The organism is Iningainema tapete BLCC-T55 (assembly GCF_014698965.1).
GTDB classification, from domain to species: domain Bacteria; phylum Cyanobacteriota; class Cyanobacteriia; order Cyanobacteriales; family Nostocaceae; genus Iningainema; species Iningainema tapete.
Map to the genome: position 1 here is coordinate 28,671 of NZ_JACXAE010000063.1, position 26,912 is coordinate 55,582.

Below are 26,912 nucleotides of genomic sequence, written 5' to 3' on the forward strand. Positions count from 1 at the left end.
AGCTTCCTCGGTCATCAATTGTTAATTATGTTAGTAAAAATTAGCAATTAACCAAATCTATCTGAAGACTGTAGATTTCTGCTATACTATGATAAACAGTCTTTTTGCCTGCTATTAATAATAGATTTGTTCTTTGAACATTCCAAGATAAATGTCTTTTTTCATGTCTTTGAATTCCGCTCCAATAATATATGAATCTCAGCCCGCAACGCGGTAATCTCACCTTGAAGCGCTTCAATCGATTTAGCTCCTGCCAACTCGGCTTCGTCGTCATCTGCATCACGACCAACAAAAAACGTGGCAAGGGTTGCAGTTACGTAGCCAAACACAGCAAACGCATATAGCGATAAGATAAAGCAAAGCACTCGACCTTCAGGGCTTTTGGGCCAATACTCAGAACCCATCGTCGTCATCAGCATTGCCGTCCACCACAAAGCTGCACCGTAGTTGTTCAACCCACCACCATCAACCTCGTTTTCAAACGCATACATCCCCGCTGCTCCTACTAACGTAACAATCGCTGTCAACATCACCACATAACCAAAACCCCGACGGCTAACACTCGCTCCTAAAGCCCGCATAGAGCGATTAGCACGAGTCATTACCCGCAACAGCCGCAGCCCTCGGACAGCCCTTACTGTTCGTAGCGTCCGCACCACCCGCACAATCCGAAAGGTACGCAAAGCTGGCAACATTAGAGAGAAAGCCGTTAGCCAGTTGCTTTTAAGATAGGAGAGCTTGCGAGGAGCAAGGGCAAGTTTGACCAAAAAATCTAGGATAAAAATAATCCAGATACTAGTGCTAACTGCTTCTAGTAGAGGGTTGAGTCCCCAAATTAGCTCGATGACGAATAGCGCTAGCCACGCAAAGCCCAGTACCAGCATGGGGGTTTCCAGCCAGTCTTCCAATTGTTGCAAGACTTCGCCGCGCTCTCGGTCAAAGGCTTGTTTTTCTGTCAAGTTCAGATCGCTCATATATTGGTTTTATCTTTTGCCAGGAGGGGTTTCCAGAACGTTAACATCCACCAAAGGTGTTACATTGAAGCCTTGTTGTAATATTTGCGTTTGGATTGCTTGAGTGAGGCGGGAGCGAATTTCCTCAGTTGGTACAGTAACTTCGGGTTTACGCTGGACATAAACAACACAAAGTAAAGTGTTTTGTCCTTTGATGTTGGATCGGGTGAAGCGAACATTAGACTCGACTAATTGTGCTAAATTGACTTGCTTAACTGCCTTCTGGAGTTCAGCATTAGTACGTTGCGCACGGCTGGATCGTTCTAGATTTGGAGGATTGGAAAATTGCCAGGTGAGTAAACCTGCCAATGCTAATACAGTAATTGTCAAGGCAGAACCAAACACCCATTTTTTACCACGCTGATAACGGGTTTCTTGATTAGACAAGCCGTACATTCTGAACAATAGGGAGGCTGACAAATTAATGCCGCATAGTTGCAGCAACAGCAGAAACAGCCCATCCGTTACCATATCCCACCTACCGATCGCACTTGCCATACCCACGATTCCTGCTGGTGGAGCAAGAGATGCAGCAACTAACATCCCGGTTGCTGCTCCAGATACTAAACTACTACGCTCAGACTGAACTAAGCTGAGCGCCCCAGCTATCCCAGCTACTAAAGGTAAAAGCACTGCCACTGTTGATACCTGGCTACTTTCTACCATTAAACTAGTTGCAATTTCTTGCTGTAAGAGTAGGGTAAGTAAAAAAGTTGTTATAATTGTGACAGCTAAGACAGTAAAATAACGTAAAAGACTGCGCCAGAGTAGTTGGCGATCGCCCCGTGCCGTAGCAATTGCAGTATTCATTGCCGGACCCGCAAACGGTGCAATAAGCATTGCCGCCACCAGCAAATAACTTGTATTAGTATACAAGCCAATCCAAACCACGAAGCCTGCTAGCGCTGCATACCCCAGAAAACCCCGCCAAGAACCAACGCTTTGCAGTCCAGAAAGAAAAACTTCCAACGGACTGCGTTCTTCCACATTCAGAACCTGCTGTGGCGCTTCGGAAGCCGGTGGCTGCAGAGCCATCACGCCAGTTGGTATGAGCGTGATATGTACTTTAGGCAAGTCTTGCAACTGATCCACAACCTTTCCAACTTCTCGATTAGAAACGTGAACAATCACCACATCTATCGGTTCTTCACTACCCTTTGCTTCAATTTGCGCCAGGTTTACGCCCTTGTGAGATTTGGCAATGTCAATAACTGCTTTTCCATGACCCTGTGGCACTTGGATAATTAGCTGACGCATTTTACCCTCCTGTTGCTAATTATCTCGTATTGTTGAGGCAATGGCTTTCTAGCCAAAGAAATTGTTGTTTGCTAAAAGTTGTAACCAACTCCTAACATCAGCCCTACATCAGTTTCATCCAGAAAAGCTGCATTGACAGCACCTGTTAGTGTAAACCGAGAACTTAAAGGCACATCTACGCCACCAGTTAATAGTAAACCAACGTCAGCATCATCACTAGTTTCAATCGCTACACCTGCACCTACATAAGGAGCTATAGTGAACGTTGGTTCACCAAAGGGATTAGCTGAGCGTCCGGCAAAGTCAAAGGTGACTGGAACTAAAACAATAGGGTCGTCCCCAATCACCGCAGAAGGTCGGGCTGATATGGTGCGTGTCAGTCCAATTTTGCTGAACACGGCAAAATTGCCTTCACTTAAAGCTGAATCACCGCCCAGACCAATATTGCCACCAACCCCGATATAGCTAGAGCCACCACGAGTAGTTCTACCGGGCGTAATACCATCCTGCGGCTGCTGAGCAAGGTTAATATCAGGTGGGAGGAGGACTTGGTTAATCACATGGATAACGCCGTTGCTTGCTTGGACGTTTGGCTGAATTACGCTTGCTTTGTTTACTGCAATTTGACTGGTTGCAGGAGTAATTTGAATGTTAACAGGTCTGCCTTCAAGGGTTTTCTGTTCTCCAGTTGAAAGTTCTCTAGCAGTTAATTCACCAGAAACCACATGATATCTCAAAATCTTAATCAGTGTTTCTCTATTCTCTGACAGCAGTAAACGTTGTAGAGTGTTTTTAGGCAAAGCCGCAAACGCTGCATCAGTTGGAGCAAAAACTGTATACGGACCTTGTTGCTGTAGGGTATCTCTTAGACCTGTTGTCTTTAATAAAGAAGTCAGCGTTGTAAAAGAATTACTAGACGCAGCCAGGGAAACAATGTCGTTAGCGGTTTGAGCGCCGTTAGTGGTTCTACCAACAATATATTGAGTAGCCAAAACATTGCTAGCAAGAGGTTGCACTTGTCCCTGCTTAACTAAAGCTTGATACAAAAGTGCCGCTGCTTCCGCACGAGTTAGAGGCACTAGGGGATTAAGAACTCTCACATCCGGATAGTTGACAACAATATTGCCTTGTGTTGCCGCTGCTACTTCGTAAATCGCATAGTTCGGGATTGCTGTAGCGTCGGTGTAGTAAGTACTCACAACATCTGAGACATTATTGCTAGCAGTCAAACGCAAACCATTTACCAAAGCAACGATCGCTTGAACCTTGGGAATTTGCTGATTTGGCTGAAACAAGTTGTCTGGATAACCTGTCATAAATCCAGTTTCGTAAGCTGACTCAATTGCAGAAGCAGCCCAGTAGTCAGCAGGAACATCTCGAAACCCACCCGGACTTAACTGGCGAACTTGGGTTTGGTTAAAAGCTTTTTGAATCATTGCAGCAAATTCACTACGCTCCACAGGTTGATTTGGTCTAAAAGTGCCGTCAGGAAAGCCAGTAATTACGTTTTTTTCAGCTAGAGCTTGAATAAATGGACGCGCCCAGTAGTTAGGATCAACGTCAGAAAAGGTAGATGCAATCGTTGTGGTTGGTGTTGTAGTTGGACTTGTAACTTGAGCCGAAGCTGGATGTGAAATTATTGTCGGAGTTACTATACCGACTGACACACCAAGCGCTAGCAATGCTGTACTTGCTGATGACCAACTAAATAAACTACACATGAATTCCTCCTGAAAAAAGTAGGGTAATCTCTAAAACATGCCTCCTACAGTAAGTGAGTGGTATTCAACACTCTTATGCAAAGGTAATTGTGCAAAAATACAGTTAATTATATTTTATTTGTGTTATAATTTTAAACTGACTATAATAATGCTGCTACATAATTGAAGTTCCTTTAGACATCAAGTCAAAAGGGAAGTTGAGTAGAGAAAATTCCATTGAATTAATCACTCACATCTAGCTATAGCTTAAAGTTAAATCCAGATAGTGGAAAACTCGTGGAGAACTAGGGCATTGCCAAATACAATTAGGAATTGTTTTTTTGCGTGAACTTTTCATACTTTAAATCAGCAACGCCATACACTTTTAGTAATACTAATAGCTAAGTTAAAGCTGCACTGGGAACCCGAACAATTACTATGAGCAAACGCATCTTAATCCTAACTCCTCCCAAACCCTCCCCTTTCCAAGGGGAGGGCTGGGTGGGGTTGTGTACCTCACTCAGATGAAAAGCGCTATATTTGGTTTGGAATTTTAAAGATGCGATCGCCGGAGTAGTTATGGCATTTGGTTATCAATGTTGAAGTTAAGGCGCAAGCTTGGCAGCCTTGGAGTATAGGAAGATCGCTCTCGTGTAGTATACAGAACTACGTTGCGGTTGGGGAATAAACCCTAACTGCTCACAAGTGCTATCACTTTCTCTTCACATTTATTGTTAACACTGGAGACAGATCAGGCAATAGGAATAACCTTGTAGATTCATCAGTACTTTTTGAGAGGTAAAATGGCTTACGATCAACTCCAACACGCTATTGGTATATTTGCCAGCCGCCAAACTGCCATACAGGCGATCGACGAGTTGAGAAGTAGTGGCTTTCCGATGAATAAGATTTCTATCATTACTAAAAAGCCCAACTTTAATGAGCAACTTAAGGATGCTAACATAAGTGAACCTACTATCACTCCAGCTGAAGGCGCAGCAGCAGGTGGAGTAGCAGGTTCTACAGCAGGAGGTTTACTTGCCTTAAGCGTGGGTCTGGGTGTTTTGTTGATTCCAGGCTTTGGTCCGACGCTGGCAGCAGAATCAATTTTAGTCACTCTTTTAGGGAGTGGAGCTAGCGCTGCTGCTGGCGGTTTGATTGGCGCACTACGGGGTTGGTTTGTTCCCGAAAAAGCCGCCCAACTCTATAACGAGCGAGTATTTCAAGGAGATTATTTGCTGACGATAGAAGGTACACAAGAAGATATCCGTTACGCCGAACGTATTCTTAGCCGTTGGGGAATTCAGGAGTGGCGAGTTTTTGACATGAACACGAGTTGAAGTTGTGGCATTCGCACTCGTCTCGTGACTCCCTGAAAATTAGTGACTTGGTACGTGATGCTCAATATAAATTCTATTCGCAACCGTTTTAATAATTTCAAAACTAGAAGAATTCCGCCCCAGACGCTTGAGGAAATACGCAATGGACTATTAGAAGAATCAACAATAAATATTAACTATATTGTGTTAATTTTTGGCTCGTGTATAATTTCTACCTTAGGACTTCTTTCTAATAGTGCTGCTGTGATTATCGGTGCTATGATTATTGCACCTTTAATGTTACCAATTCGGGGCATAGCATTTGGAGCTTTAGAAGGTAATGTAGTTTTATTCCGTAAAGGTTTAACTGCCATTATAATTGGAACAATTATATCAATTTTTTTGGCTTTATTTGTCGGCTTATTGGTAAGAATTCCACAATTTGGCAGCGAAATTATTAGCCGTTCTCGACCTACTTTACTCGATTTGGGAATCGCCGTTGCTGCTGGAGGAATTAGTAGTTTTGCGAAAGTTCAGCCGAAAATTTCTGAAAGTTTAGCTGGAACAGCGATCGCAGTTGCACTTATGCCACCAGTTTGTGTAATTGGCTTGGGTTTATCTCAGGTAAATTGGTCACTTAGTATCGGTGCAACGCTACTTTATCTCACCAATTTATTGGGAATAACTCTTTCTTGTATGCTAACGTTTTTACTAACGGGTTGCACTTCATTTAAACGTGCTAGGAAAGCCCTCGGATGGACGCTAGCTTTTACAGCAATACTTTTTATTCCCTTAAGCGTGAGTTTTTTTCGGTTAGTTAGACAAGCCCAACTCGAAGCTAGTATTAGACAAGCATTATTGAATAGAACTATTACCTTTCAGCGAATGGTACTGTTAGATAGTGATGTGAATTGGTTAAGCAATCCACCATCCGTCCGTTTGAATGTTCGGACTAAGGAACCTGTGACACCCACACAAGTAAGGCTTTTAGAAGAATTTTTAGCAAAACAAATGGGTCAACCTTTCACCTTAATTTTTGAAGTTGGTCAAATAGAGGAAGTTAGGCGAGATAACCCGAATAATTCCCAATTTCAAAAAACGCCTTAAATATTAGCCACCTTGGGCTGGAAAAAACAGTACGGGATACCAGCTAGAACGCAATAATTCAGCGGCAAAACTGGAAACCAACCATTCTTGGAGTTTACCTATAGTTCCTGAAGACACCGCGATCGCGCTGATATCCGCCATTGCAGCTGCTTCTAAAATCTTGGTGAGCGACTGTCCTTCCAGCACTTGTGTCTCAACAAATAAATTTGCTTCTTCCAAATCAGCTTTAATCTGAGATATGATTTCGCTAGCTTGCTGTGGTTGTATTTTGTTTGGTATTTCTCGGCGATCGCTATTTTCTAAAACCCAACAAAGCGTACACTGTTCTAAAAATCTACCAGATTGTTGTTGAGCCAATTGCTTCACCTGTTGCACCAGATAATTTGCCACTTTACTACCGTTGTAGGGAAGTAGCAAAGAGCGGAAAAGATTTTGACAACGGAGTGTTAATTCCTCATTCGTATAGGTAGAGATTAACTGAGGACGCAGTACCAGTAGAGGAATCTTGATCTTGTGAGATAACTCAGCCATTGTACTACCCACCAATTTTTCCGTGAGTAAGCTGCGACTTTGAGAACCCAATATAATTAATTCAGACTGATAGGTTTGGGAAACCTGAAGGATGATCTCAACAGGCTTTCCCGATTGAACTTCTATTTTTACTTCTACATCCGTAGAACTTTCACCAACAGAAGAAGCCAATCGAGTTTGAGCTTGTTCTATTTTCTCACTATCGACTCGTGGAATAATACCTTTTTCCGACAACGGAACGGCGTGCAGAAAAACTATTTGTTTGATTCCCGCCTGCGCAAGACTGGAAACAAAATGTGCTAAACGGTGTAAACCGTCAGAAAAATCTGTGCAAATTAAAACTCGTTGAAACATAAAATAACTAGTAAAAGAGATTTATAAATATTCTAATCCCCAGTAACGGCATAATTAAGGACAGTCCGTTTAATGTGACGAATAAAAAAGGAGCATGTAATTATTATGACGCTTGAGACAGTACAATCTTCGGTAGTCATTGAAGACAATCTGAAGCAATTTCTCTTAGTACTCTCGGTGTCTCTAAGTGTGGCAACGCTGCCGCAGATTTTTAGCTGGTTTCGCTTGATTCCCTATACCTTGTTATTAGTGATTGTAGGCTTAGGTTTGGCATTTGTGGATGTCCGCCTAGTAGACCTTTCACCAGAATTGATTCTGTCAATTTTTTTACCACCGCTGCTGTTTGAAGCGGCATGGAATTTGAAATGGCAGGACTTGAAGCGGGATCTAGTTCCCATCTGCCTGTATGCCGTGATTGGGGTAGTGATTTCGATTTTGGGAATAGCCTTAGGATTAAATCAATTAACTGGACTGTCTTTATCTACAGCTTTGCTTGTTGGGGCGAGTCTGTCAGCCACTGACCCAGTTTCTGTCACAGCGTTGTTTCGTGAACTGGGCGTGGGAGGTCGTCTCACAACGTTGATGGAAGGTGAGAGCCTGTTTAACGACGGGATGGCGGTAGTTGCCTTCAGTTTTTTGGTGGCTCTTCCTCTGGGTACTGCTAACTTGGCGGTTCAATCTATTTTAGTTCAATTGTTTTCAGTTGTCGGCATTGGTATTGCTGTCGGCGGTTTGATTGGTTTTGGTATTTCCTATCTAACTCAACGATTCGATTTGGCATTGGTAGAGCAATCATTAACTCTGATTTCGGCATACGGCACTTATCTGATTACCGAGGATTTGGGCGGATCGGGAGTAATTGGAGTAGTCACTACGGGTTTAATCCTGGGTAACTTTGGCTCTCGCATCGGTATGAACCCGCGCACCCGAATTATTGTGACTGAATTTTGGGAGTTTCTAGCGTTTTTTGTTAACTCCATTGTGTTTCTACTGATTGGCGATCAGATTCGCTTTGCCATTCTGGGAGAAAATTGGGGAATTATTGTCGTGACAGTGTTCGCAATAATTTTAACACGGGCGATCGCGATCTACGCTCTCAGCAACCTAAGCAATCGGCTAGCTAACTCGGACATTCCCTTACAGGAGCAAACAATACTCTGGTGGAGTGGACTACGAGGTTCAGTATCCGTCGCTCTGGCATTAAGTGTACCTGCTATCCTGCCTGAACGGGAAGAAATCATCGCCACAGTTTTTGGGGTGGTGTTGTTTACTTTGCTTGTGCAGGGATTGACTGTTAAACCTTTGTTGGAGAAACTAGATCTTCTAGGAGACCAACCTCTACGCCAGCGCTATTCGGAAGCGATTGCACGTTTGACAGCACTTAATCGTGTTCTGCAACATCTCAATCAAGTAGAGAAACGTCCTGGTGTGGAACCAGAATTTTACCGCTACCAACAGACGCTTGTCAAAGGAGAGTTGAACCGTTTGCTTGAAGAGATTGACCAACTGCAAGATGAGTATCCCAATTTGCGGAACTTTACAGCCCAACAGCTACGCTTAGAACTGTTGGGGATTGAGGCAGATACCTATGCTGAATTTGTGAAAGCAGGTCGGCTGAATCGGGAATTGTCTCCTTTCCTCAATCAAGATTTTGCCGAAGGCAATGATGCTACTTAATAGCTTTGAAACAATCGCCCAAAAGGTGAAAGAATCTGCAACCCTAATGTTTAGCTAAGATTGGTGAACTACTGCTGTGTTTTGGAAACTTTGCTTTCGATTGGTAATAGTGCTTCTTGGGCTGTGGCTGATTTTTGACTTGGTTGCTCGCCTAGTAGTAGAAATTTTCTGGTTTCAAGAAGTTGGTTACTTACAAGTTTTTCTCCTGAAGCTGGTAACACAAGGAGTGTTATGGGTGATTGCGTTTGGTATCAGTGCTGGCTATTTGCTGTTCAACTTAACTCTGGCGCAGCGGCTCGAGTACCAAACAGTAAGTGGTGATCTGGTTCGAGATGAGAGATATTCTTTGGACTCCTCAGTTCCACACCAGCAAAGCATGTGGGTGAGTGGTGAACCATCTCAAAGCAGGCTTGGCAACCAAATACTCCGCCCTTACAGGTTAAATTCGCTTGTTCCCGTAGTACTGGCATTAAGCTTACTGATCGAGTTGACGCTGTTTCACTACGGTCAAGTCGCACTAAGATACTGGCATCCCTCCGTTATGGAGCCAAATGTCTCGCCAGTCTTGCCAACGTTATTTAAACTAGAGGTAATCTGGCAACTGGTAAAACAGTTACAAACTCAAATTTGGTATCTTGGTTTGCTTTTTGGATTGGCGATCGCACTATTAATTTACCCACGATTTTTGTTCAGGGTAATTGCGATTGTCATGAGTGCCATTTTTGGTCTAATACTGTCTGGACATTGGGCTTATGTGTTACAATATTTCCATCCGACTCCGTTCAAAGAATCTGAGCCTGTATTTAATAGCGATATCAGCTTTTATATATTTTCCCTACCAATTTGGGAATTATTAGAATTTTGGTTTTGGGGACTATTTTTGTATAGTCTACTAGCTGTCGCCCTTACCTACTTACTATCAGGCAACAGTCTGAGTGAAGGTAATTTTCGCGGGTTTTCGCTCCCACAGAGGCGTCATATACACGGCTTGGCTGGTTGCTGGATGCTAGTGGTAGCCCTGAGCTATTGGATTAGTCGTTATAAACTGCTGTATTCCCCTCGTGGCGTAGCTTACGGTGCCAGCTATACAGATGTAAGAGTAGATGTGCCAGTTTATACCGCTCTTAGTCTGATCGCGGCGGCGATCGCCACTTTTTTATTCTGGCAAATGATTTTCTGGCAACCTAAAGCAACTAACCGTAGGTTTCTACTTTATGGATTAGGAGTTTATACGGTGATGGCAGTGGGTGCTGGTTCAGTATTGCCCACACTTGTCCAACGTTTTATAGTACAACCTAACGAACTAGCATTAGAACGACCATACATTGAGCGCAGTATTGCCCTGACTCGACAAGCCTTTGATTTAGAAAAAATTGATGCCAGAACCTTCGCTCCTCAAGGTCAACTGACTTACGCTGACATTCAAGCAAACGACTTGACGATTCGCAATATTCGTCTTTGGGATCAGCGCCCACTCCTAGAAACCAACCGCCAGTTGCAACAAATTCGTCCCTACTACCGCTTTCCTGATGCCGATATTGACCGTTATACTTTGCAACAAAATGTATCTGGTGAAAAACCAAGTGCCCCCGAAAAGCAAACTCAGCCTGCGCGAACTTCTGCGAATGTAGCAAACACAGAAAGGCAACAGACACTAATTGCCGCACGGGAGTTAGATTACAGTGCAGTGCCTCAGGAAGCACAGACATGGGTGAACAAACACCTGATTTATACCCACGGTTACGGCTTTACCCTTAGCCCAGTAAATACTGTTGCCCCAGGGGGGTTGCCTGAGTATTTTATCAAAGATATTGGTGTGAGTGAAGGTAGCTCTTTAAGTACTTCTAGCCCAGCCATCCGGGCAAGTATCCCAATTGGGCAACCCCGAATTTATTACGGAGAAATAACCAATAACTATGTGATGACGGGTACACTTGCTAAAGAATTAGACTACCCCAGCGGTAGTGATAATGTTTACAACACCTACGATGGTCGGGGTGGGATTAATATTGGTTCTTTTTGGCGGCAATGTTTGTTTGCTAAGTATTTGAATGACTGGCAAATGCTGCTAACTAGAGAATTTGTGCCAGAAACAAAGCTATTGTTCCGACGTAACATCAACCAAAGGATTCAGGCAATCGCACCTTTTTTACAGTATGACCGCGATCCGTATTTAGTAGTCGCTGATACTCAAGAGGGGGAGCAACAACAAAGTTATCTTTACTGGATTGTTGACGCTTATACAACGAGCGATCGCTATCCCTATTCCGACACAGGAGAAGAGGGAATTAACTACATCCGTAACTCTGTTAAGGTAGTGATTGATGCCTATCACGGCACCGTTAACTTCTACATTGCCGATACACGCGATCCAATTATTGCCACTTGGCAGCGCATCTTTCCTGAAATGTTTAAACCATTTAGTGCTATGCCAATGACTCTGCGCAGTCACATTCGCTACCCAGTGGACTTGTTCACGATTCAGTCTGAACGATTGAAAACCTACCACATGACCGATCCACAAGTTTTCTACAATCGGGAAGACCAATGGCAGATACCTAATGAGGTTTACGGTAATAAACCCCAACTAGTAGAACCATACTACTTGATTACGAGTTTGCCAACAGTACCCTTTGAAGAATTTATTCTGCTTCTACCTTATACTCCCAGGCAACGGACTAATTTAATCGCTTGGTTGGCAGCTAGAGCAGACGGCGAAAACTACGGTAAGTTGTTGCTTTACCAATTTCCCAAGCAGCGATTGGTTTATGGTCCTGAACAAATTGAAGCACGAATTAACCAAGATCCGATAATTTCGCAGCAAATTTCTTTGTGGAATCGACAAGGTTCAAGAGCTATTCAAGGTAATCTTCTGGTAATTCCCATTGAACAATCGTTGCTTTATGTGGAACCAATTTATTTGGAAGCAGAGCAGAATAGCCTGCCAACTTTGGTGAGAGTGATTGTGGCATACGAAAACCGGATTGTAATGGCACAAACTCTAGAACAAGCATTGCGAACTATCTTCCAAGAAAAAGAAATCACTGCTCCTCCGATTGTCCGTCCTTTGGAAGAACCAGCACAATGACCGAATAATAGCTGTGAGAACGACCTTAATTTTTAATTTTTTGTCGATGGTTTGCCGCTTGAGTTAACAGCGAGTCGGCAAAAGCAATCGCCTCCTGCGCTGATTTACCCCCTGCTAACTGAGCTAATTCTTCCCTGCGCTTGGTTAAATTGTCCAAGGTAGTTACGCGCACAACGGTACGCTCCTCACTATGCCCGTTGTTTTCTTTTTTACCTTTGGCTTGATTAATAACTTGCTTAGCAACTCGAAAATGACGGTCTGCCATTGCTGCTACTAAAGGTTGGTGTGTAACACATAATACCTGATTACCTTGACTTAGCTGGTGTAATTTTTCGGCGATCGCTTGCGCCACTCTTCCGGAAACTCCAACATCAATTTCATCAAACACCAGTGTTCCAATAGTATCTGCAGTAGAAAAACAAGCCTTAAGCGCCAGTAAAAAGCGGCTCATTTCCCCACCCGAAGCAATTTCTGTTAAAGGTTGTAGTGGTTCCCCTGGGTTAGGACTAAACATAAACGTAATTTTGTCTGCTCCGGCTGCGGTTGGAGTCAAAGGTACAATTTCCACTTGAAACTGCACTTTTTCCATCGCCAAGGGTTTAAGTTCCCTAATTAGTTCCGCTTCCAAGCCAGAAGCAGTAGCACGCCGCAATTGAGTTAACTGGTAACAATTGTGAGTCAGCTTGTCAAAACACTCTTGCTCTTGTTGCTCTAGACTTTCAATCGATTGTTCGCTATCATTAAGCTGAGATAATTCTGTTTGTATACGTTGGTAGTAGGCGATCGCCTCAGTCAACGTAGGACCATACTTACGGCAAACTTGCTTTAACTCCCGTATCCGTTCTTCCACTTCTTCCAAACGTTGGGGATCTGCTTCCAAACCTTCCCCATAAGCATTAATTTGTCGTGCTACTTCCACCACAGTAGCTTGAGCATCCCTGACTAAGTCCAACAGCGGTTGTAACTGAGTGTCATACTCAACCATGTCATTCAATGTCACCTCGCTGTCTCCCAGCAAATCTGCTGCTGCGGGTGCTTCATTGTCATTTTGATACAAAGCCTGGTAGATTTTGTAACTCATTTGTTGCAAATCTACAACATGATTGAGACGTTCCCGTTCTTGCGTCAGCTGTTCTAATTCATCAGGTTCACCCAGATTAGCATCTCCCAGTTCCTTGACTTGATAAGTGAGCAAATCAAGTTGTTGTAAGCGATCGCGTTCTGATTTCCGGCGTGTTTCTAAAGCATGATGCACTTGTTGGTAAGCAGCAAAGCTAGAAGAAACGATTGAGCGCTGTTGTAACAAAGCTTCCCCACCATAAACGTCTAGCCAATCACGAACTTGTGCCGACTGTCCCACTTGTACAGTTTGACCTTGGGCGGTAATTTCCACCAAGCGTTCTCGTAATCCGTTCATCACTTGGCGATTTACTAGTACACCATTTACTCGCGATCGAGAACGGATATTACTAGCGGTGGCTGTAATTTCTCGACTGATAACTACCGAATTTTCATCAAGCGCATCAATTTCTTGTTCGCTTAACCAAGCAGCTAAAGCAGAGTTTGAGGTAAAAGTACCTTCTACCATCGACCGATTAGTCCCGGTGCGAATTACTCGACTAGAGACTTTTCCACCCAGGATCGCATCAATCGCGTCCAAGATAATCGACTTTCCTGCGCCAGTTTCACCTGTTAAAACATTTAGTCCAGCGCCAAATTCTAACTCTAGTAGGTCAATTAAGGCAAAATTTTCTATTCGCAGGGAGAGCAACATCTAGCTAAATTCTCCGTCAGGACAGACGCCGGATATGTCCAAAATAAGGGACACTAAGGATTAACTTTGAGCAAGCAGCAATACCTAATACTATTGAATAAGTATGCTTATCCGAGTGTACCAAACCTAGATTAAATTGAGTTTAAAGAAGATGGAGTAAGCGAGACACAAATTATAGTTTCCGAACTAGTCCAAGCGTCCAAGCGTCCCTAGCGCCACAAATTGTTACAATACTTAACATATATATTCCAACGCGGTGGTAAGTGCATGATAGCTAAGACCGATCCCCCCCTGAATGAACCAATAGAGACAAAACACACGCCGGAAAACGGCGCAATAGTTAAAGTCGTCACCTTACCCACCTTGGAACAAGCCCAAGAATACAAGGCGGTAGTGACCAAAAATATTCAAACTGAGTTAAGATACGATGCTCAGGTAATAACAGCATATTACCAAAACAGACCCCTGCAAGTTTTGCGGCGTATTTTCTCAGTTTTAACACCAACTTTTGCCTTTATTTTTGGATTATGGTGGAAGAGCAAAAGGGGAATTGTCGTTAAAAATGACCGTCGAAGCGCAATTGGGCTGCGAGAACTTTTGACGCAACTGGGACCTGCTTACATTAAAATAGGACAAGCATTGTCCACCCGACCAGACTTGGTTCCTCCGGTGTATTTAGAGGAACTAACCAAACTACAAGACAAATTACCACCCTTTCCCAATGAAATAGCTTACCAGTTTATAGAAGAAGAACTGGGTCAGCCACCAAATGAGGTTTACGCCGAACTCTCACCAGAACCAATTGCTGCTGCTTCCTTAGGGCAAGTTTATAAAGGTAAGCTGAAAACAGGTGAGGAAGTTGCTGTCAAAGTTCAACGTCCCGACTTAAGAGAACGCATCACCATAGACTTGTTCATCCTACGCCGACTAGCAACATGGGCGCAAACAAACATTAAACGGATCCGCAGCGATCTTGCAGCTATTCTAGATGAATTGGGTAGTCGCATTTTTGAAGAAATGGACTACATTCACGAAGGAGAAAATGCTGAACGTTTTTACCAGTTATATGGTCATCTTAAAGACGTTTATGTTCCGAAAATATACTGGGAATACACTAATCGTCGCGTCTTGACGATGGAGTGGATTAATGGAGTTAAATTAACTCAAACAGCAGAAATTAACTCTTTAGGTATAGACGCTCGTTATCTAATTGAAGTGGGTGTAAATTGTTCCCTACGTCAGTTATTGGAACATGGTTTTTTCCACGCCGATCCTCACCCAGGTAATTTGCTAGCCACACTGGATGGTAAACTGGCTTATCTCGACTTTGGAATGATGAGCGAGATTAAACCACCGCAGCGCTATGGTTTAATTGAGGCTATAGTCCACTTAGTCAACCGTGACTTTGATGCTTTGGCTTATGATTACGTCAAGCTGGAATTTTTGACACCAGATACCGATTTAAGACCAATTATTCCCGCATTTGCTAGAGTGTTTAACAACGCTTTAGGCGCTAGCGTCGCTGAAATGAACATCAAAAGCATCACTGATGAACTATCAGCACTAATGTATGAGTATCCTTTCCGCGTACCAGCTTACTATGCTTTGATTATTCGTTCTTTGGTAACGCTCGAAGGTATCGCCATTAATATTGATGCCAATTTTAAAGTTCTTAGTGAAGCTTATCCCTACGTTGCCAAGCGCTTGTTAACTGATTCATCACCAGAATTAAGAGCATCTTTGCGAGATTTACTATTCAAAGATGGGAAATTTAGATGGAATCGTTTAGAAAATTTACTACGTAATGCTCGTAGCAGTCAAGACTACGACTTTAACTTGGTGCTGAATCAAACTGTAGACTTTTTGTCTAGCGATCGCGGCTCTTTTATTCGCGATAAATTAGTAGATGAAGTTGTCAAGGGAATTGATGCTTTAAGTAAAAATGCGTTGCACAGAGTTACTTATTTACTAAGGGAAAGAGTTGGTTTGACAGCAGTCAATGAAACTCCCGGCGCTACTATTGAGCAACAACAAACTTTGGAGCATATTAAACGTATATTACAAATTCTCCAAGAAACCCGTGGTTTTGATTCAGCAAAACTTGTCCCTCAAATTGCGCAGTTAATTGTTAACCCAGGAGTACAACGTTTAGGGCAACAAGTTGCTAACCAGTTAGTGCAAAAAGCTGTAGCAAAGTTGATTCGAGAATTACTGGCAGCGGAGCAAGTAAATAGTAAGAACAATGTTGAGTTAGAACCAGCAAGGTTATCTTTGCCTCCGGCAAGCGTGTAACAGAACCCCGACTTCTTCAAGAAGTCGGGGTTCTTGGTAAAATTTAAGACTCGGTTTCCTCGTCTTTGTGAACACCGTTTTTATCTCGTTTGAGACTTTCTTCTAGGGCTTGAATTTGTTCCCGACGTGCTTCCAATTCTAAGGTACGACGTGCCAAGTCTTGGTTTTGCAATGTCAGGGTTTGTCGCCATTGTTCGGCTCGTTCTGTTTCTTGTTGGAGAAACTCTGGAGTAATACCAGTAGTCAGGTAGGTTTCCACTAAATAAAGCACCCACTTGGTGGCGTCTTCGAGTCTTTCAATGTTACCTGTAGACGAAAGCTCAACTAACACGAGCAAATTCTCAGTGAGAGTGTTGCCTTTTCCCAGTAGAATCAAAGACTCTTCGGGAATTATCGCCCACATGTGTTCAGCTTCCTGACGTGCCAATAACCGCAACTGGGGCTGATCTAAAAATTCGTTTCTATGCACCTGAGCTAGATAGAGCATGACTTTTAATATGCCAACTCACGCAAACGATCGCGCAAAATTTCTGCTTGTTTTTGAGCCTCTGCTAAATTATCTTTAACTCCTTGTACAACGTCCGCTGGGGCTTGCTGCACAAAATTAGAATTGCTTAATCTAGCTGTCAGAGACGTGATTTCTTTTTCTATTTTCTCCAAACGCTTCTGTAGTTTAACAGTATACGCTTCAATGTCTACCACTCCAGCAAGGGGAAGTGTAACTTGTACTGTACCAACAACTGAGGCGATCGCCTTTTGTGGTTCTTTCACTGGTTCTTGTTGTTGCTTGCCAACAGTTTGTTTCAACAAATCTTGCCAAAACTTTTGTCTAGCCTGAGCCAAGACAAAATTTCGGCTCATAAACCAACTTGAATAAACAAAACCAACGCTGGCAAAGAAAGTCCCAACAAAAGGAATATCATCAACCGCATCTGCGACTACGTAACCAATTCTAAGTAAGAAAATTGCGCCGATAATCGCTCCTATTTTGATCCAACCCGACTGAGTTTTAGCAACAGCATCTTTATTTTGCCCCAGAGCGATCGCTAAAGTCTCGACCTTTGCCAAATCTTTAATATAAGACTGCCCAACATCAAGAATTTGCTGTTCCTTTTCACTACCGGGCTGCAAATTCACCTGCACTGCCACCCCAGGCTTAACATCCGCTTCAGCGCGTAGATTGCGTATTGTCCGGATTGTACCAATCAGCAATTCAAACTGTTCTGCCAACGCGGCGTCAATTAAATTGATATCCGCTTCTGGATAAGGTTGCAAAGATAAACTTTGCCCAGAATCTACTGATTGCTGGGTAAGAGTATGCCAAATCTCCTCAGTAATATGAGGCATAAAGGGATGAAGTAACTTTAAAGTCCCTTCCAATACATAAGCGAGAGTTTGTTGTGCTACCCCCCGGGATTGGGCATCAGCACCCTTTTGCAGGCGAGATTTAACAAGTTCTATATACCAATCGCAAAAATCACCCCAGAAGAATTCATACAACCCCTTAGCAGCTTCTCCCAATCCATAGTTATCAATGTAACCAGTAGTTTGTTTGACAACTTGATGGTAACGCGAGAGAATCCAGCGGTCACTTAGTTCAGTAGCGATTGGTTTACCCAGTTGTTGGGGACTTTGCTCATCCAAATTCATCATCACAAATCTGGCAGCATTCCATAACTTATTGGCAAAATTACGGGAAGCCTCTACCGATGACGACTCATCCTTTTTGCGATCATACTCCAAGCGGATATCTTGACCCGCTCCAGCCACTTCCTTAATTAAAGTGTAGCGTAAAGCATCCGTACCATACTTGTCAATCAGTAACAGTGGGTCAATCCCATTATTAGCCGACTTAGACATCTTTTTATTGTTTTCATCCCGTACCAAGCCGTGAATGTAAACAGTTTTAAAAGGCATTCGCTCCGTAAAATGCCCACCCATCATCGTCATCCGTGCTACCCAGAAAAAGATGATATCAAAGCCAGTCACAAGGGTAGCAGTCGGGTAATAAGTCGCTAAATCCTTGGTTTGTTCAGGCCATCCCAAGGTAGAATAGGGCCACAAACCAGCAGAAAACCAGGTATCCAGCACATCTGGGTCTTGTTCAAGCTTGACATTTTCACCAAACTGTGCCGCTAATTTCTCCTTTGCTTCCACTTCATTGTGGGCGACAACAAACGGCGTACTATCAGTAATGTCACCATTTGTTTCACTAACAGCGTACCAAGCAGGAATTTGGTGTCCCCACCACAATTGACGAGAAATACACCAATCGCGAAGATTCACCAACCAGTCACGATAAACCTTAGTCCAGCGCTGAGGGACAAACTGCGGAGAATTTTTCTCGTCAAGGAATGCCAAAGTATTATCAGCCAGAGGACGAATCTTCACAAACCACTGAGTAGAAAGCAAAGGTTCAATAGGGACTTTACCGCGATCGCTATAAGGAACCGTATGCTTATAATCCTCAACCTTCACCAAAAAACCGTCCGCCTCAAGACGAGAAACCACATTCTTGCGAGCAACAAAACGGTCTTGACCTTGAAACTCCCCAGCATTCTCATTCAAAGTGCCGTCCTTATTCATAATATTAATAAACGGCAAATTGTGACGCCGACCCATTTCAAAATCATTAGGATCGTGTGCCGGAGTCACCTTCACACAACCAGTGCCGAAAGAAGAATCAACCAACTCATCAGCAATAATTGGAATTTCCCGATTCATAATTGGCAGAGTCAAAGTCCTACCAATCAAATGCTGATAGCGTTCATCACCAGGATTCACAGCCACCGCAGTATCACCCAGCATAGTTTCTGGGCGAGTAGTCGCCACCTCCACATAACCAGACTTATCCGTAAGAGGATAACGGAAGTGCCACAGATTACCATTAACCTCCTGGTTTTCCACCTCCAAATCGGAAACCGCAGATTGTGACGCTGGACACCAATTTACCAAATACTGACCGCGATAAATCAGCCCTTCATCATAAAGGCGAACAAAAGCCGTCAAAACAGCTTTAGATAAACCTTCATCCAAGGTAAACCGTTCTCGCGTCCAGTCTACCGATACACCCAAGCGCCGTAACTGATTAACAATCGTCCCCCCAGACTCAGCCTTCCACTGCCAAGCGCGTTCTAAGAACTTTTCGCGACCCAAATCGTAGCGAGTTTTACCTTCTGCCTTGAGTTGCTTCTCCAGAATTGTTTGCACAGCGATACTAGCGTGGTCAGTTCCGGGTAGCCACAGGGTATTGAATCCTTTCATGCGGTGGTAGCGCACAAGGGTATCAATTATTGCCATCTCGAAGGCGTGTCCCATGTGTAAGCTACCGGTAACGTTGGGTGGGGGAATGACGATGCAGTATGGTTCGCCACCGCTATTGGGATCGGCTTTGTAAATTTGATTTTCTTCCCAAAATTTTTGCCATTTGGCTTCGGTTGAGAAGGGATCGTAAAGACTGGGGAGGTTGGTTGTTGCGGTCATGTTGGGAATACTAAATGTGGAAGGACTTTTATCAATTTTGCCACAGGAGTGATTTTATGGATTTGAACCGCGTTCGCGAAGCGTCTCGAAGAGAAGGCGCGAAGTACGCGAAGGAAGAAGAAAGAAGGATGAGGCAGCTTGGTGATGAGGTGGAGCGGCTGGCGTATGCTGTGATTGGGGCGGCGATTGAGGTGCATCGGGTGTTGGGATCTGGGTTTTTGGAGTCAGTGTATCACAAGGCTTTAGAATTGGAATTTAAGATGCGGGGGATACCTCATTATTCTAAGTATCCTGTGGCAGTGAACTACAAAGGTCATCTTGTCGGGGAGGGCGAAGCAGATTTTCTTGTTGGTGATATTCTAATTGTTGAACTCAAAGCAGTTGAGAGATTTGCTCCCATCCATGAAGCTCAAACCATCTCTTACCTGAGAGCAACAAGCAACCACCTCGCCCTCCTCATCAACTTCAACGTCCCCATCCTCAAAGAAGGCATCAAACGCATCATCCTCTCCTCTTAAACTCTTTCTTCGCGTACTTCGCGTCTTCTCTTCGAGACGCTTCGCGAACGCGGTTCAATACATGAAAAACCCACCCACATCCCGTTCCCCCTGGATCTTCATCCCCACCCTCTACTTTACCTCCGGCATACCCTACATCATCATCAACAACGTCTCTGGAATCTTATACAAAAAATTAGAAATAACTAACCTTCAAATCACCTTATGGACAAGTTTTCTCTACCTACCCTGGGTAATCAAAATGTTCTGGGGACCAATTGTGGATATATACTCAACCAAAAGAACATGGATACTTGCCACTCAATTTGCCATGTTCTGCTGTTTAGGTTTAGTCGCCCTCTCTCTACAACTACCCAACTTCTTTTTCGTCTCCCTGGTAATATTCACAATAGGAGCTTTCATTTCTGCCACCTACGACATTGCTACTGATGGCTTCTATCTCCTAGCTTTAAATCCAGAGCAACAAGCATTTTTTGTCGGAATTCGCTCCCTGTTCTATAGACTAGCTGTGATCTTCAGTTCGGGTGGTTTGGTATTTTTAGCAGGACAACTAGAAAAAGAGCTTAATAATATTCCTTTAAGCTGGACTGTAGCTATCGGCTTTTCTGCTTTTATTTTAGCAATACTTTTTATTTTTCATCGTCTAATTATTCCTTTGCCTGAATCAGATTACCAACGTCAAACACAAGCAAACACTCCTTTTTGGACTATCATTGGTTCATATTTTGAGCAAGAGAAGATTGGAGCTATTTTAGCATTTATCTTACTTTACAGATTAGGTGAGGCAATGCTGCTTAAATTAGCTTCTCTATTTCTCCTAGATAAACCAGCGGCAGGAGGCTTGGGTCTATCCACATCAGATGTAGGTTTAGTATACGGTACTTTTGGAGTAATTTCCCTAATTACCGGAGGAATTTTAGGCGGAATGGTGATTTCTCGATATGGGTTAAAGAAGTGTCTTTTGCTTATGGCTTTAGCTATGAATTTGCCTAATATATTTTATGTGTACATGGCTTATGCAAAACCTACGCTTACTTTAGTTTATCCTCTGGTTTCTTTAGAGCAATTTGGTTATGGTTTTGGGTATACAGCTTTTAGTGTTTATTTAATGTATATCTCCCAAGGAGAATACAAAACTTCCCATTTTGCCATTTCCACTGGTATTGTCGCTTTAGGCATGATGTTACCAGGTATAATTAGTGGTTTGATTCAGCAACAAGTAGGATATCCCTTATTCTTTATCTTGGTTTGTTTATTAACCATTCCCGGTATGATTACTCTATTTTTCATTCCTTTGCACGAAGCTAACAACTCTACTAATCCAAAATCCAAAATCTAAAATCTAAAATCCTATGACTTACGTTTTAGGAATTGATGGCGGTGGCACCAAAACCATTTGCATCTTAATGGATGATACGGCAAAGGTTTTAGGTCGTGGTGAAGCAGGAGCATCTAATTATCAAACTATTGGTATCGAGGCAACATTACAATCAATTCAATCGGCAATTTTGTCGGCGATCGCCTCCGCGCAAACAAATACTATTAGGGTAGAGGCTATTTGTTTGGGATTAGCAGGTGTAGGTCGTGCAGACGATATCGCAGTAGTAAAAGGTTTAGTACAAGAGTTACAAAATAGTATTTTACTACCTATTAACTGGGCGTTGCAACCATCCAATGTAGTAATTTGTCACGATGCTTTGATCGCTTTAGTGGGGGGAGTTGGTGAACCTGTTGGAATTGTGGTTGCTGCTGGTACTGGTTCTATTGTATTTGGGCGAAATCATCAGGGAGATACTAAGCGGGTTGGTGGTTGGGGACATATTTTGGGGGATGAAGGTGGTGCTTATAAAATTGCTGTTGCTGGGATGCAAGCAGCATTAAAAGCGTATGATGGACGTGAGATGTCAACAAGTCTTGTAGACGATTTCCAACAGTATTTTAATTTGGCAAGTATTGAAGATTTGGTGGAAGTAATATATCGACGAGAATGGGGTGTCAAAGAAATAGCTGCTTTAGCACCGATTGTAGATGGTGCTGCAGCTAAGGGCGATGAAGTAGCAAGTAAAATTATTGAGGAAGCTGTGCAAGATTTGGTAAAAGCTACCTGTACGGTTATTGATGCTATTTTTAGCCCTGAGTCAGTTTTTGAAGTAGTAACAACGGGAAGTGTCTGGCAAGGTACAGCTAAGATGCACGAGAAATTTGCAGCATCTGTTGTCAAAAGTTTTCCTTTGGCAAAAGTGATTTTTCCTCGCTATGAACCTGCATTTGGGGCTGGTTTGTTGGCTTTGAATAGAGATATCTGTAACTCCTAATCTTAATGTTAGATCTACGCCTGATCATGACGGCTTTCAAGTCAATGGAATCAATGTGCGCCGAGTTGAGCCGCGTAATACTCCAACGGTAATTGATGCTATCTTTAATAAACTTCAGTTTTGGGATGGTCGCGCCAAGGAAACCTTCAATGGAGTGAATAGCAAAGGTGCAGCTGACTCTAATGCTAAAGTCTACAAAGCAGACAGACCAAACACACTAACTGAAGTTTCAGTTGCCCTCAACAATTCCTCTCTAGCTTCTCTAATCACAGAACCACCATTGAGTCCATTTGAGCTGTCTGCGAGCGATCGTGAGTTAAGGGAAATCGGCAGTAAGTTTCTGTCGAGAGCAGGTAAGAAATTAAAAACCCTCAGACCACTAGGCAAGCAAATTGTACATCCGCAAGACAGTGTTTTAGGTGCTGACAGCAGATCACCTCAGCTCGGTCTGAACATACCAAGCTACGACAATCTTATTAAGCAAGCCTTTAAGAACGAATGGTGGAACTCTAATAGAATTATTAGAGTTAATGCCGATGGAAGTCGAACAATTCTACAACAAGGTGCAGTTGGACAGTCTTTACCGGAAAATCAGTTTGAACTGAGGGATTGGAACTTCTCGTTGTTTGCTGGGTTAGCAATGCAAAAGTATATCTCTACTCTTGTGTCTGACCAAACACCTTTTGACGAATTCCAGGCGGGAGATACCACTGCTCTGTCAGATCAGGAAAAAAGAGGTTTAAGTGTGTTTGTCACTGCTACAAACGGCACAGCTACAACTCCTGGAACTAATGGTGGTGGAAATTGTAACACCTGCCATACAATTCCAGAATTCACCAGAGCTTCAGTGAGAAGAACCGCAGGAATTGCTTCAACTGATTCTGGCAATCCACTCATTAATAATGCTGCCAATGGCTTCATTGCTAACTACGGTGTCAGACCAGCTTCAGAAGATCCAGGAGCCGGAGATTTTACCACATCAAGATTCAAAATACCTAGCCTCCGTAACATTGCCTTGACAGCTCCATATATGCATAATGGTGGGATGGCAACTCTGGAGCAAGTTGTTGACTTTTACAATCGTGGTCGAGGTGACGACGGTGGACGAACAGCAGCGCCTTTGGGCTTAAGCAATGCTCAAAAAGCTGATTTAGTCACTTTCTTGAGAACCGGACTTACTGATGAGCGAGTTCTCTACGAGAAAGCACCCTTTGACCATCCACAACTGTTCATCCCCAATGGACATCCTGGTAATCAATTTTCAGTTACTCCCAGTGGTAATACTAATGGAACTCCTACTGCCACAGATCAACTACTGGAAATACCAGCCGTTGGCAGAAATGGTGTTGCTACTCCACCGCGAAATTTCCTGGAGTAGTGAAAATACAACTCATGTAATACTGCTTGGTTAAGTTGAAAATCCCACAGCTTTTGGCTGTGGGATTTTTGAATACCTGAGAAGACAAGTGAGACAACAGAGAATTTCTGTAACTCCTGGCTCCTGTCTCCTGAGTCCCGTCTCCCAAAATCCAAAATCCAAAATCTAAAATCTAAAATCTAAAATCCAAAATCTTGTAGTCCTTTTGATTCCAACCAATCACGATTGAATATACGGGACTGGTAACGGGAACCGCTATCACATAAGATTGTTACTATGGTGTGTCCTGGTCCCATTTGTTTTGCTATGGCAACGGCTGCGGCGATGTTAATGCCTGTGGAACCACCCATAAATAATCCATCTTTTTGTAGTAATTGATACACTACTTTTAAGGCTTCTTGGTCATCAATTCTGATGGCGTCATCAAATGGTACGCCTTCCATATTCGCTGTGATGCGACTATTGCCTATGCCTTCAGTGATGGAATTGCCTTCTAGCTTGATTTCGCCTGTTTTAACGTAGCTGTAAAGTCCGCTACCCATTGGATCGGCAACAACACATTTGATGGCGGAATTTTTTTCCTTGAGGTACATTGCTACGCCTGCATAAGTACCACCTGTTCCGGTAGAAGTTACCCAAGCATCTACTTTACCGTCTGTTTGTGTCCAAATTTCTGGTCCTGTGGTTTCATAATGGGCGCGGCGATTTGCCAGATTATCAAATTGATTTGCCCAAATGGCGTTTTCCATCTCGGCTGCTATTCTACCAGATAGTTTGACGTAGTTGTTGGGGTCTTTGTAGGGAACTGCGGGAACAGGACGAACTTCTGCGCCTAATGCTCTTAAGGCATCCATCTTTTCTTGGGATTGAGTATCAGGAATAATTATTAAGCATTTGTAACCTTTGGCGTTACAAATATGTGCTAGTCCTATACCAGTATTGCCAGCAGTTCCTTCGACTACAGTACCGCCCGGTTTGAGCAAGCCTTTTTCTTCTGCCTCTTTGATAATATATAGTGCGGCACGATCTTTGACGGAACCACCAGGATTGAGAAATTCTGCTTTGGCAAGAATCTCGCAACCTGTTTCTTCGCTAAAGCTGTTTAAGCGAATCAGTGGTGTGTTGCCGACAGCGCCTATAAATCCATTTTTAATATCCATTGTTCAAGTTACCTTATTTATTACCTATAAAAATTCTGGCTTCTAGTGGTATCAGTTTTTGTGAGTGCGATGTCATAAGACAAGCCAATTCCATCCACGCTCTACCAAACCGTACTCATGCTTAAAATAAAACCTGGTAAAACTGGATCGCAACTGACACTAGCAGGATTCTCTAAACATTCTGCTGGCAAACCAGAACGGTAAACATATACGTTACGGTTTTTTCGGTCAATCAACAAGCCCAGTTGTACACCAGGCTCCCTCATATATTCTTCCATTTTTTCTTGTAAAGGTTTAAGATTGTCGGAAGGCGACCTAAGTTCAACTACAAAATCTGGGCAAATTGGGGCAAACTTTTCTTGCTGTTCTAGTGATAAGCTATTCCATCTTTCCAGTTTCATCCAAGAAGCATCGGGCGATCTGTCTGCACCTGTTGAGAGTTTAAATCCTGTGCTAGAGTCGAAACAAAGTCCTGTACCATCTCGCTTTGTCCAAATATATAGTTCTCCTAATATACCGAAGTTGCGATTACCTGTTATTCCACCAGTGGGGGACTTAATTGATATTTCTCCAAATTTATTCCGCTCAATGCGTAAGTCACGGTTAATTTGACAGAACTCAAAAAACTGCTCGTCTGTCATGTGCAACTCTGGTGGCATCCGTAACACTATAGGAGATGAAAGCATGATTGTTTCCTCAAAGTGCCTTTCCAATATGCTTTTATTCTGACCCAAATAGACCTTGAAAGCTAAGGTATCGCCTCTCTAAAAAACTGCCTCTTTTCATCTGACCCAAATCAGCGTTCAATGGAAAGATGTAGTTACGCGATCGCCTATGAAAACCACAACCGTGGCATCGTTAGTGGCAGTATTGCTGTTGATTCCTGCTATCAATCTTTTGGCTTTACCAGGTTCTTCCAGTATCCAAGTCAAGATGACGACGCAACCAAGCTTCAAGAATTTGGTTACAGGCGAGGTTATTAACCAGCGACTTGATCCGCAGGCTCTAGCAGTGCTTACTAAAGTAGCACAAGGGGGACCACCTCCCACCGATATTCCCGGCAAGCGTGCTGCTTTTAACAAAATCTTCAATCTGCTCTCAGGACCGCCAGAAGCTATCTTGAAAGTAGAAAACCTGACGATTGCCAGTTCCGGGGGAAAACTGCCTATTCGGCTATACCGCCCGAAGGAGGGTAAGCTACCAGTTCTAGTCTACTATCATGGTGGCGGATTTAACAAGGGTGATCTAAATAGCCACGATGCCGCACTGCGTTCCCTTGCTAATCGCGCTGGTTGTTTAATTGTAGCTGTTGATTATCGTCGCACCCCAGAACATCAGTTTCCAGCGCAGATTGATGATGCCTTTACTACGTTAAAGTGGGTAGCAGAAAATGCAGCACGCATCGGGGCTAATGCTGAGAAAATTGCTGTGGGAGGCGATAGTGTAGGCGGTAATTTAGCAGCGGTAACTGCCATGCGATCACGTGATCAAAAAGGACCAAAACTTGTCTTTCAACTGTTGATGTACCCCGTGACTGATGTTACCCTCAGTTCCCAATCTTGGCAGGAATTTGCCAACGGACCGTGGTTAACTAGGGATGGCGAGTACGAAGGATTCCACAAGCTGTATTTACCTGCGGGTATCGATCCTAAGCAACCCTACGTTTCCCCTCTGTTCGCACCAAACTTAAAAGGGTTGCCCCCAGCATTAGTTGTTGATGGTGAATTTGATCCCTACCGTGATGAAGGTCAAACTTACGCTAAGCGCTTGCAAGCGGCTGGTGTTCCTGTGACAGCAACAGTTTACCCTGGCATGATTCATGATTTTTTCCTCATGGCAGGAGCCACTGATGCAGGTAAGCGATTGATTCAACAGTCTGCTAGTGCCTTGCAAAATGCCTTTGGCAGTATATGAGTGATGCGCAAATACTATGCTTATGACCAAAA

19 protein-coding genes are annotated in these 26,912 nt (G+C 43.3%); 10 read left to right on the top strand and 9 right to left on the bottom strand.

What is annotated here, in order from left to right; genetic code table 11:
* Nucleotides 1-161: 161 nt before the first annotated feature.
* The 3 genes from ICL16_RS18510 to ICL16_RS18520 all read right to left on the bottom strand — a co-directional run bounded on the left by ICL16_RS18510 (nucleotide 162) and on the right by ICL16_RS18520 (nucleotide 3,991).
* A complete protein-coding gene (locus ICL16_RS18510; RefSeq protein WP_190830477.1) occupies nucleotides 162-974 on the bottom strand; it encodes an ion transporter in 813 nt (270 codons plus the stop codon).
* Nucleotides 975-983: 9 nt separating this feature from the next.
* Entirely contained in the window at nucleotides 984-2,270 is a 1,287-nt protein-coding gene (locus ICL16_RS18515; protein WP_190830480.1) for a TIGR00341 family protein, read from the bottom strand.
* Nucleotides 2,271-2,341: 71 nt separating this feature from the next.
* Nucleotides 2,342-3,991, bottom strand: coding sequence for a fasciclin domain-containing protein (locus tag ICL16_RS18520; protein ID WP_190830482.1), 1,650 nt, complete (start codon nucleotides 3,989-3,991; stop codon nucleotides 2,342-2,344).
* 782 nt (nucleotides 3,992-4,773) lie between these two features.
* On the opposite strand from ICL16_RS18520, the gene ICL16_RS18525 reads away from it, so the two are divergent.
* Entirely contained in the window at nucleotides 4,774-5,310 is a 537-nt protein-coding gene (locus ICL16_RS18525) for a general stress protein (RefSeq protein ID WP_190830484.1), read from the top strand.
* A gap of 57 nt (nucleotides 5,311-5,367) precedes the next feature.
* The gene (locus tag ICL16_RS18530; RefSeq protein WP_190830487.1) at nucleotides 5,368-6,396 is read left to right on the top strand and encodes a DUF389 domain-containing protein; all 1,029 of its coding nucleotides are present in this window, start codon (nucleotides 5,368-5,370) and stop codon (nucleotides 6,394-6,396) included.
* 3 nt (nucleotides 6,397-6,399) lie between these two features.
* Here ICL16_RS18530 and ICL16_RS18535 read toward each other — a convergent pair whose 3' ends face one another.
* Nucleotides 6,400-7,281 carry a universal stress protein gene (locus ICL16_RS18535; protein WP_190830489.1) on the bottom strand — a complete coding sequence of 294 codons (882 nt, stop codon included), beginning with the start codon at nucleotides 7,279-7,281 and terminating at the stop codon, nucleotides 6,400-6,402.
* A 105-nt stretch (nucleotides 7,282-7,386) separates the two neighbouring features.
* Here ICL16_RS18535 and ICL16_RS18540 point away from each other — a divergent pair, with 105 nt between their 5' ends.
* Nucleotides 7,387-8,958, top strand: a complete 1,572-nt coding sequence (locus ICL16_RS18540; protein WP_190830491.1) for a cation:proton antiporter — start codon at nucleotides 7,387-7,389, stop codon at nucleotides 8,956-8,958.
* A gap of 76 nt (nucleotides 8,959-9,034) precedes the next feature.
* Entirely contained in the window at nucleotides 9,035-12,046 is a 3,012-nt protein-coding gene (locus ICL16_RS18545; protein WP_190830493.1) for a UPF0182 family protein, read from the top strand.
* Between the two features lie 25 nt (nucleotides 12,047-12,071).
* Here the strand turns inward: ICL16_RS18545 and recN are convergent, their stop codons facing one another.
* The gene (gene recN, locus ICL16_RS18550; protein ID WP_190830495.1) at nucleotides 12,072-13,820 is read right to left on the bottom strand and encodes a DNA repair protein RecN; all 1,749 of its coding nucleotides are present in this window, start codon (nucleotides 13,818-13,820) and stop codon (nucleotides 12,072-12,074) included.
* Nucleotides 13,821-14,087: 267 nt separating this feature from the next.
* Here recN and ICL16_RS18555 point away from each other — a divergent pair, with 267 nt between their 5' ends.
* Complete coding sequence (locus tag ICL16_RS18555; protein WP_190830497.1) at nucleotides 14,088-16,112, top strand: ABC1 kinase family protein; 2,025 nt, start codon at nucleotides 14,088-14,090, stop codon at nucleotides 16,110-16,112.
* A 43-nt stretch (nucleotides 16,113-16,155) separates the two neighbouring features.
* On the opposite strand, the gene ICL16_RS18560 is transcribed toward ICL16_RS18555, so the two are convergent.
* A complete protein-coding gene (locus ICL16_RS18560) occupies nucleotides 16,156-16,599 on the bottom strand; it encodes a hypothetical protein (protein WP_190830500.1) in 444 nt (147 codons plus the stop codon).
* 5 nt (nucleotides 16,600-16,604) lie between these two features.
* On the bottom strand, nucleotides 16,605-19,595 hold the full coding sequence (locus tag ICL16_RS18565; protein WP_190830510.1) for a valine--tRNA ligase: 2,991 nt from the start codon (nucleotides 19,593-19,595) through the stop codon (nucleotides 16,605-16,607).
* Between the two features lie 128 nt (nucleotides 19,596-19,723).
* Between ICL16_RS18565 and ICL16_RS18570 the strand changes: the two genes are divergently transcribed.
* The 4 genes from ICL16_RS18570 to ICL16_RS18585 all read left to right on the top strand — a co-directional run bounded on the left by ICL16_RS18570 (nucleotide 19,724) and on the right by ICL16_RS18585 (nucleotide 23,806).
* Nucleotides 19,724-20,113 carry a GxxExxY protein gene (locus ICL16_RS18570; protein ID WP_190830655.1) on the top strand — a complete coding sequence of 130 codons (390 nt, stop codon included), beginning with the start codon at nucleotides 19,724-19,726 and terminating at the stop codon, nucleotides 20,111-20,113.
* 61 nt (nucleotides 20,114-20,174) lie between these two features.
* Entirely contained in the window at nucleotides 20,175-21,452 is a 1,278-nt protein-coding gene (locus ICL16_RS18575) for an MFS transporter (protein WP_190830512.1), read from the top strand.
* Nucleotides 21,453-21,465: 13 nt separating this feature from the next.
* A complete protein-coding gene (locus tag ICL16_RS18580; protein WP_190830513.1) occupies nucleotides 21,466-22,428 on the top strand; it encodes an N-acetylglucosamine kinase in 963 nt (320 codons plus the stop codon).
* Nucleotides 22,429-22,483: 55 nt separating this feature from the next.
* Nucleotides 22,484-23,806: a cytochrome c peroxidase gene (locus ICL16_RS18585; protein WP_190830514.1), complete on the top strand. Its 1,323-nt coding sequence runs from the start codon at nucleotides 22,484-22,486 to the stop codon at nucleotides 23,804-23,806.
* Nucleotides 23,807-23,985: 179 nt separating this feature from the next.
* Here the strand turns inward: ICL16_RS18585 and ICL16_RS18590 are convergent, their stop codons facing one another.
* Both ICL16_RS18590 and ICL16_RS18595 read right to left on the bottom strand, forming a co-directional pair.
* On the bottom strand, nucleotides 23,986-24,966 hold the full coding sequence (locus ICL16_RS18590) for a cysteine synthase A (protein WP_190830516.1): 981 nt from the start codon (nucleotides 24,964-24,966) through the stop codon (nucleotides 23,986-23,988).
* Between the two features lie 101 nt (nucleotides 24,967-25,067).
* Entirely contained in the window at nucleotides 25,068-25,652 is a 585-nt protein-coding gene (locus ICL16_RS18595) for a Uma2 family endonuclease (RefSeq protein ID WP_190830518.1), read from the bottom strand.
* Nucleotides 25,653-25,800: 148 nt separating this feature from the next.
* Here ICL16_RS18595 and ICL16_RS18600 point away from each other — a divergent pair, with 148 nt between their 5' ends.
* Nucleotides 25,801-26,880, top strand: coding sequence for an alpha/beta hydrolase (locus ICL16_RS18600; RefSeq protein WP_190830520.1), 1,080 nt, complete (start codon nucleotides 25,801-25,803; stop codon nucleotides 26,878-26,880).
* Nucleotides 26,881-26,912: the final 32 nt, after the last annotated feature.

What these genes read in the sequence shown, in the direction of transcription:
- ICL16_RS18580 (WP_190830513.1), top strand. Translation starts at nt 21,466, where the DNA reads ATGACTTACGTTTTAGGAATTGATGGCGGTGGCACCAAAACCATTTGC.
- ICL16_RS18600 (WP_190830520.1), top strand. Translation starts at nt 25,801, where the DNA reads ATGAAAACCACAACCGTGGCATCGTTAGTGGCAGTATTGCTGTTGATT.
- ICL16_RS18575 (WP_190830512.1), top strand. Translation starts at nt 20,175, where the DNA reads ATGAAAAACCCACCCACATCCCGTTCCCCCTGGATCTTCATCCCCACC.
- ICL16_RS18560 (WP_190830500.1), bottom strand. Translation starts at nt 16,599, where the DNA reads ATGCTCTATCTAGCTCAGGTGCATAGAAACGAATTTTTAGATCAGCCC.
- ICL16_RS18515 (WP_190830480.1), bottom strand. Translation starts at nt 2,270, where the DNA reads ATGCGTCAGCTAATTATCCAAGTGCCACAGGGTCATGGAAAAGCAGTT.
- ICL16_RS18590 (WP_190830516.1), bottom strand. Translation starts at nt 24,966, where the DNA reads ATGGATATTAAAAATGGATTTATAGGCGCTGTCGGCAACACACCACTG.
- ICL16_RS18540 (WP_190830491.1), top strand. Translation starts at nt 7,387, where the DNA reads ATGACGCTTGAGACAGTACAATCTTCGGTAGTCATTGAAGACAATCTG.
- ICL16_RS18530 (WP_190830487.1), top strand. Translation starts at nt 5,368, where the DNA reads ATGCTCAATATAAATTCTATTCGCAACCGTTTTAATAATTTCAAAACT.
- ICL16_RS18555 (WP_190830497.1), top strand. Translation starts at nt 14,088, where the DNA reads ATGATAGCTAAGACCGATCCCCCCCTGAATGAACCAATAGAGACAAAA.
- ICL16_RS18595 (WP_190830518.1), bottom strand. Translation starts at nt 25,652, where the DNA reads ATGCTTTCATCTCCTATAGTGTTACGGATGCCACCAGAGTTGCACATG.
- ICL16_RS18525 (WP_190830484.1), top strand. Translation starts at nt 4,774, where the DNA reads ATGGCTTACGATCAACTCCAACACGCTATTGGTATATTTGCCAGCCGC.
- recN (WP_190830495.1), bottom strand. Translation starts at nt 13,820, where the DNA reads ATGTTGCTCTCCCTGCGAATAGAAAATTTTGCCTTAATTGACCTACTA.
- ICL16_RS18510 (WP_190830477.1), bottom strand. Translation starts at nt 974, where the DNA reads ATGAGCGATCTGAACTTGACAGAAAAACAAGCCTTTGACCGAGAGCGC.
- ICL16_RS18535 (WP_190830489.1), bottom strand. Translation starts at nt 7,281, where the DNA reads ATGTTTCAACGAGTTTTAATTTGCACAGATTTTTCTGACGGTTTACAC.
- ICL16_RS18520 (WP_190830482.1), bottom strand. Translation starts at nt 3,991, where the DNA reads ATGTGTAGTTTATTTAGTTGGTCATCAGCAAGTACAGCATTGCTAGCG.
- ICL16_RS18570 (WP_190830655.1), top strand. Translation starts at nt 19,724, where the DNA reads ATGAGGCAGCTTGGTGATGAGGTGGAGCGGCTGGCGTATGCTGTGATT.
- ICL16_RS18565 (WP_190830510.1), bottom strand. Translation starts at nt 19,595, where the DNA reads ATGACCGCAACAACCAACCTCCCCAGTCTTTACGATCCCTTCTCAACC.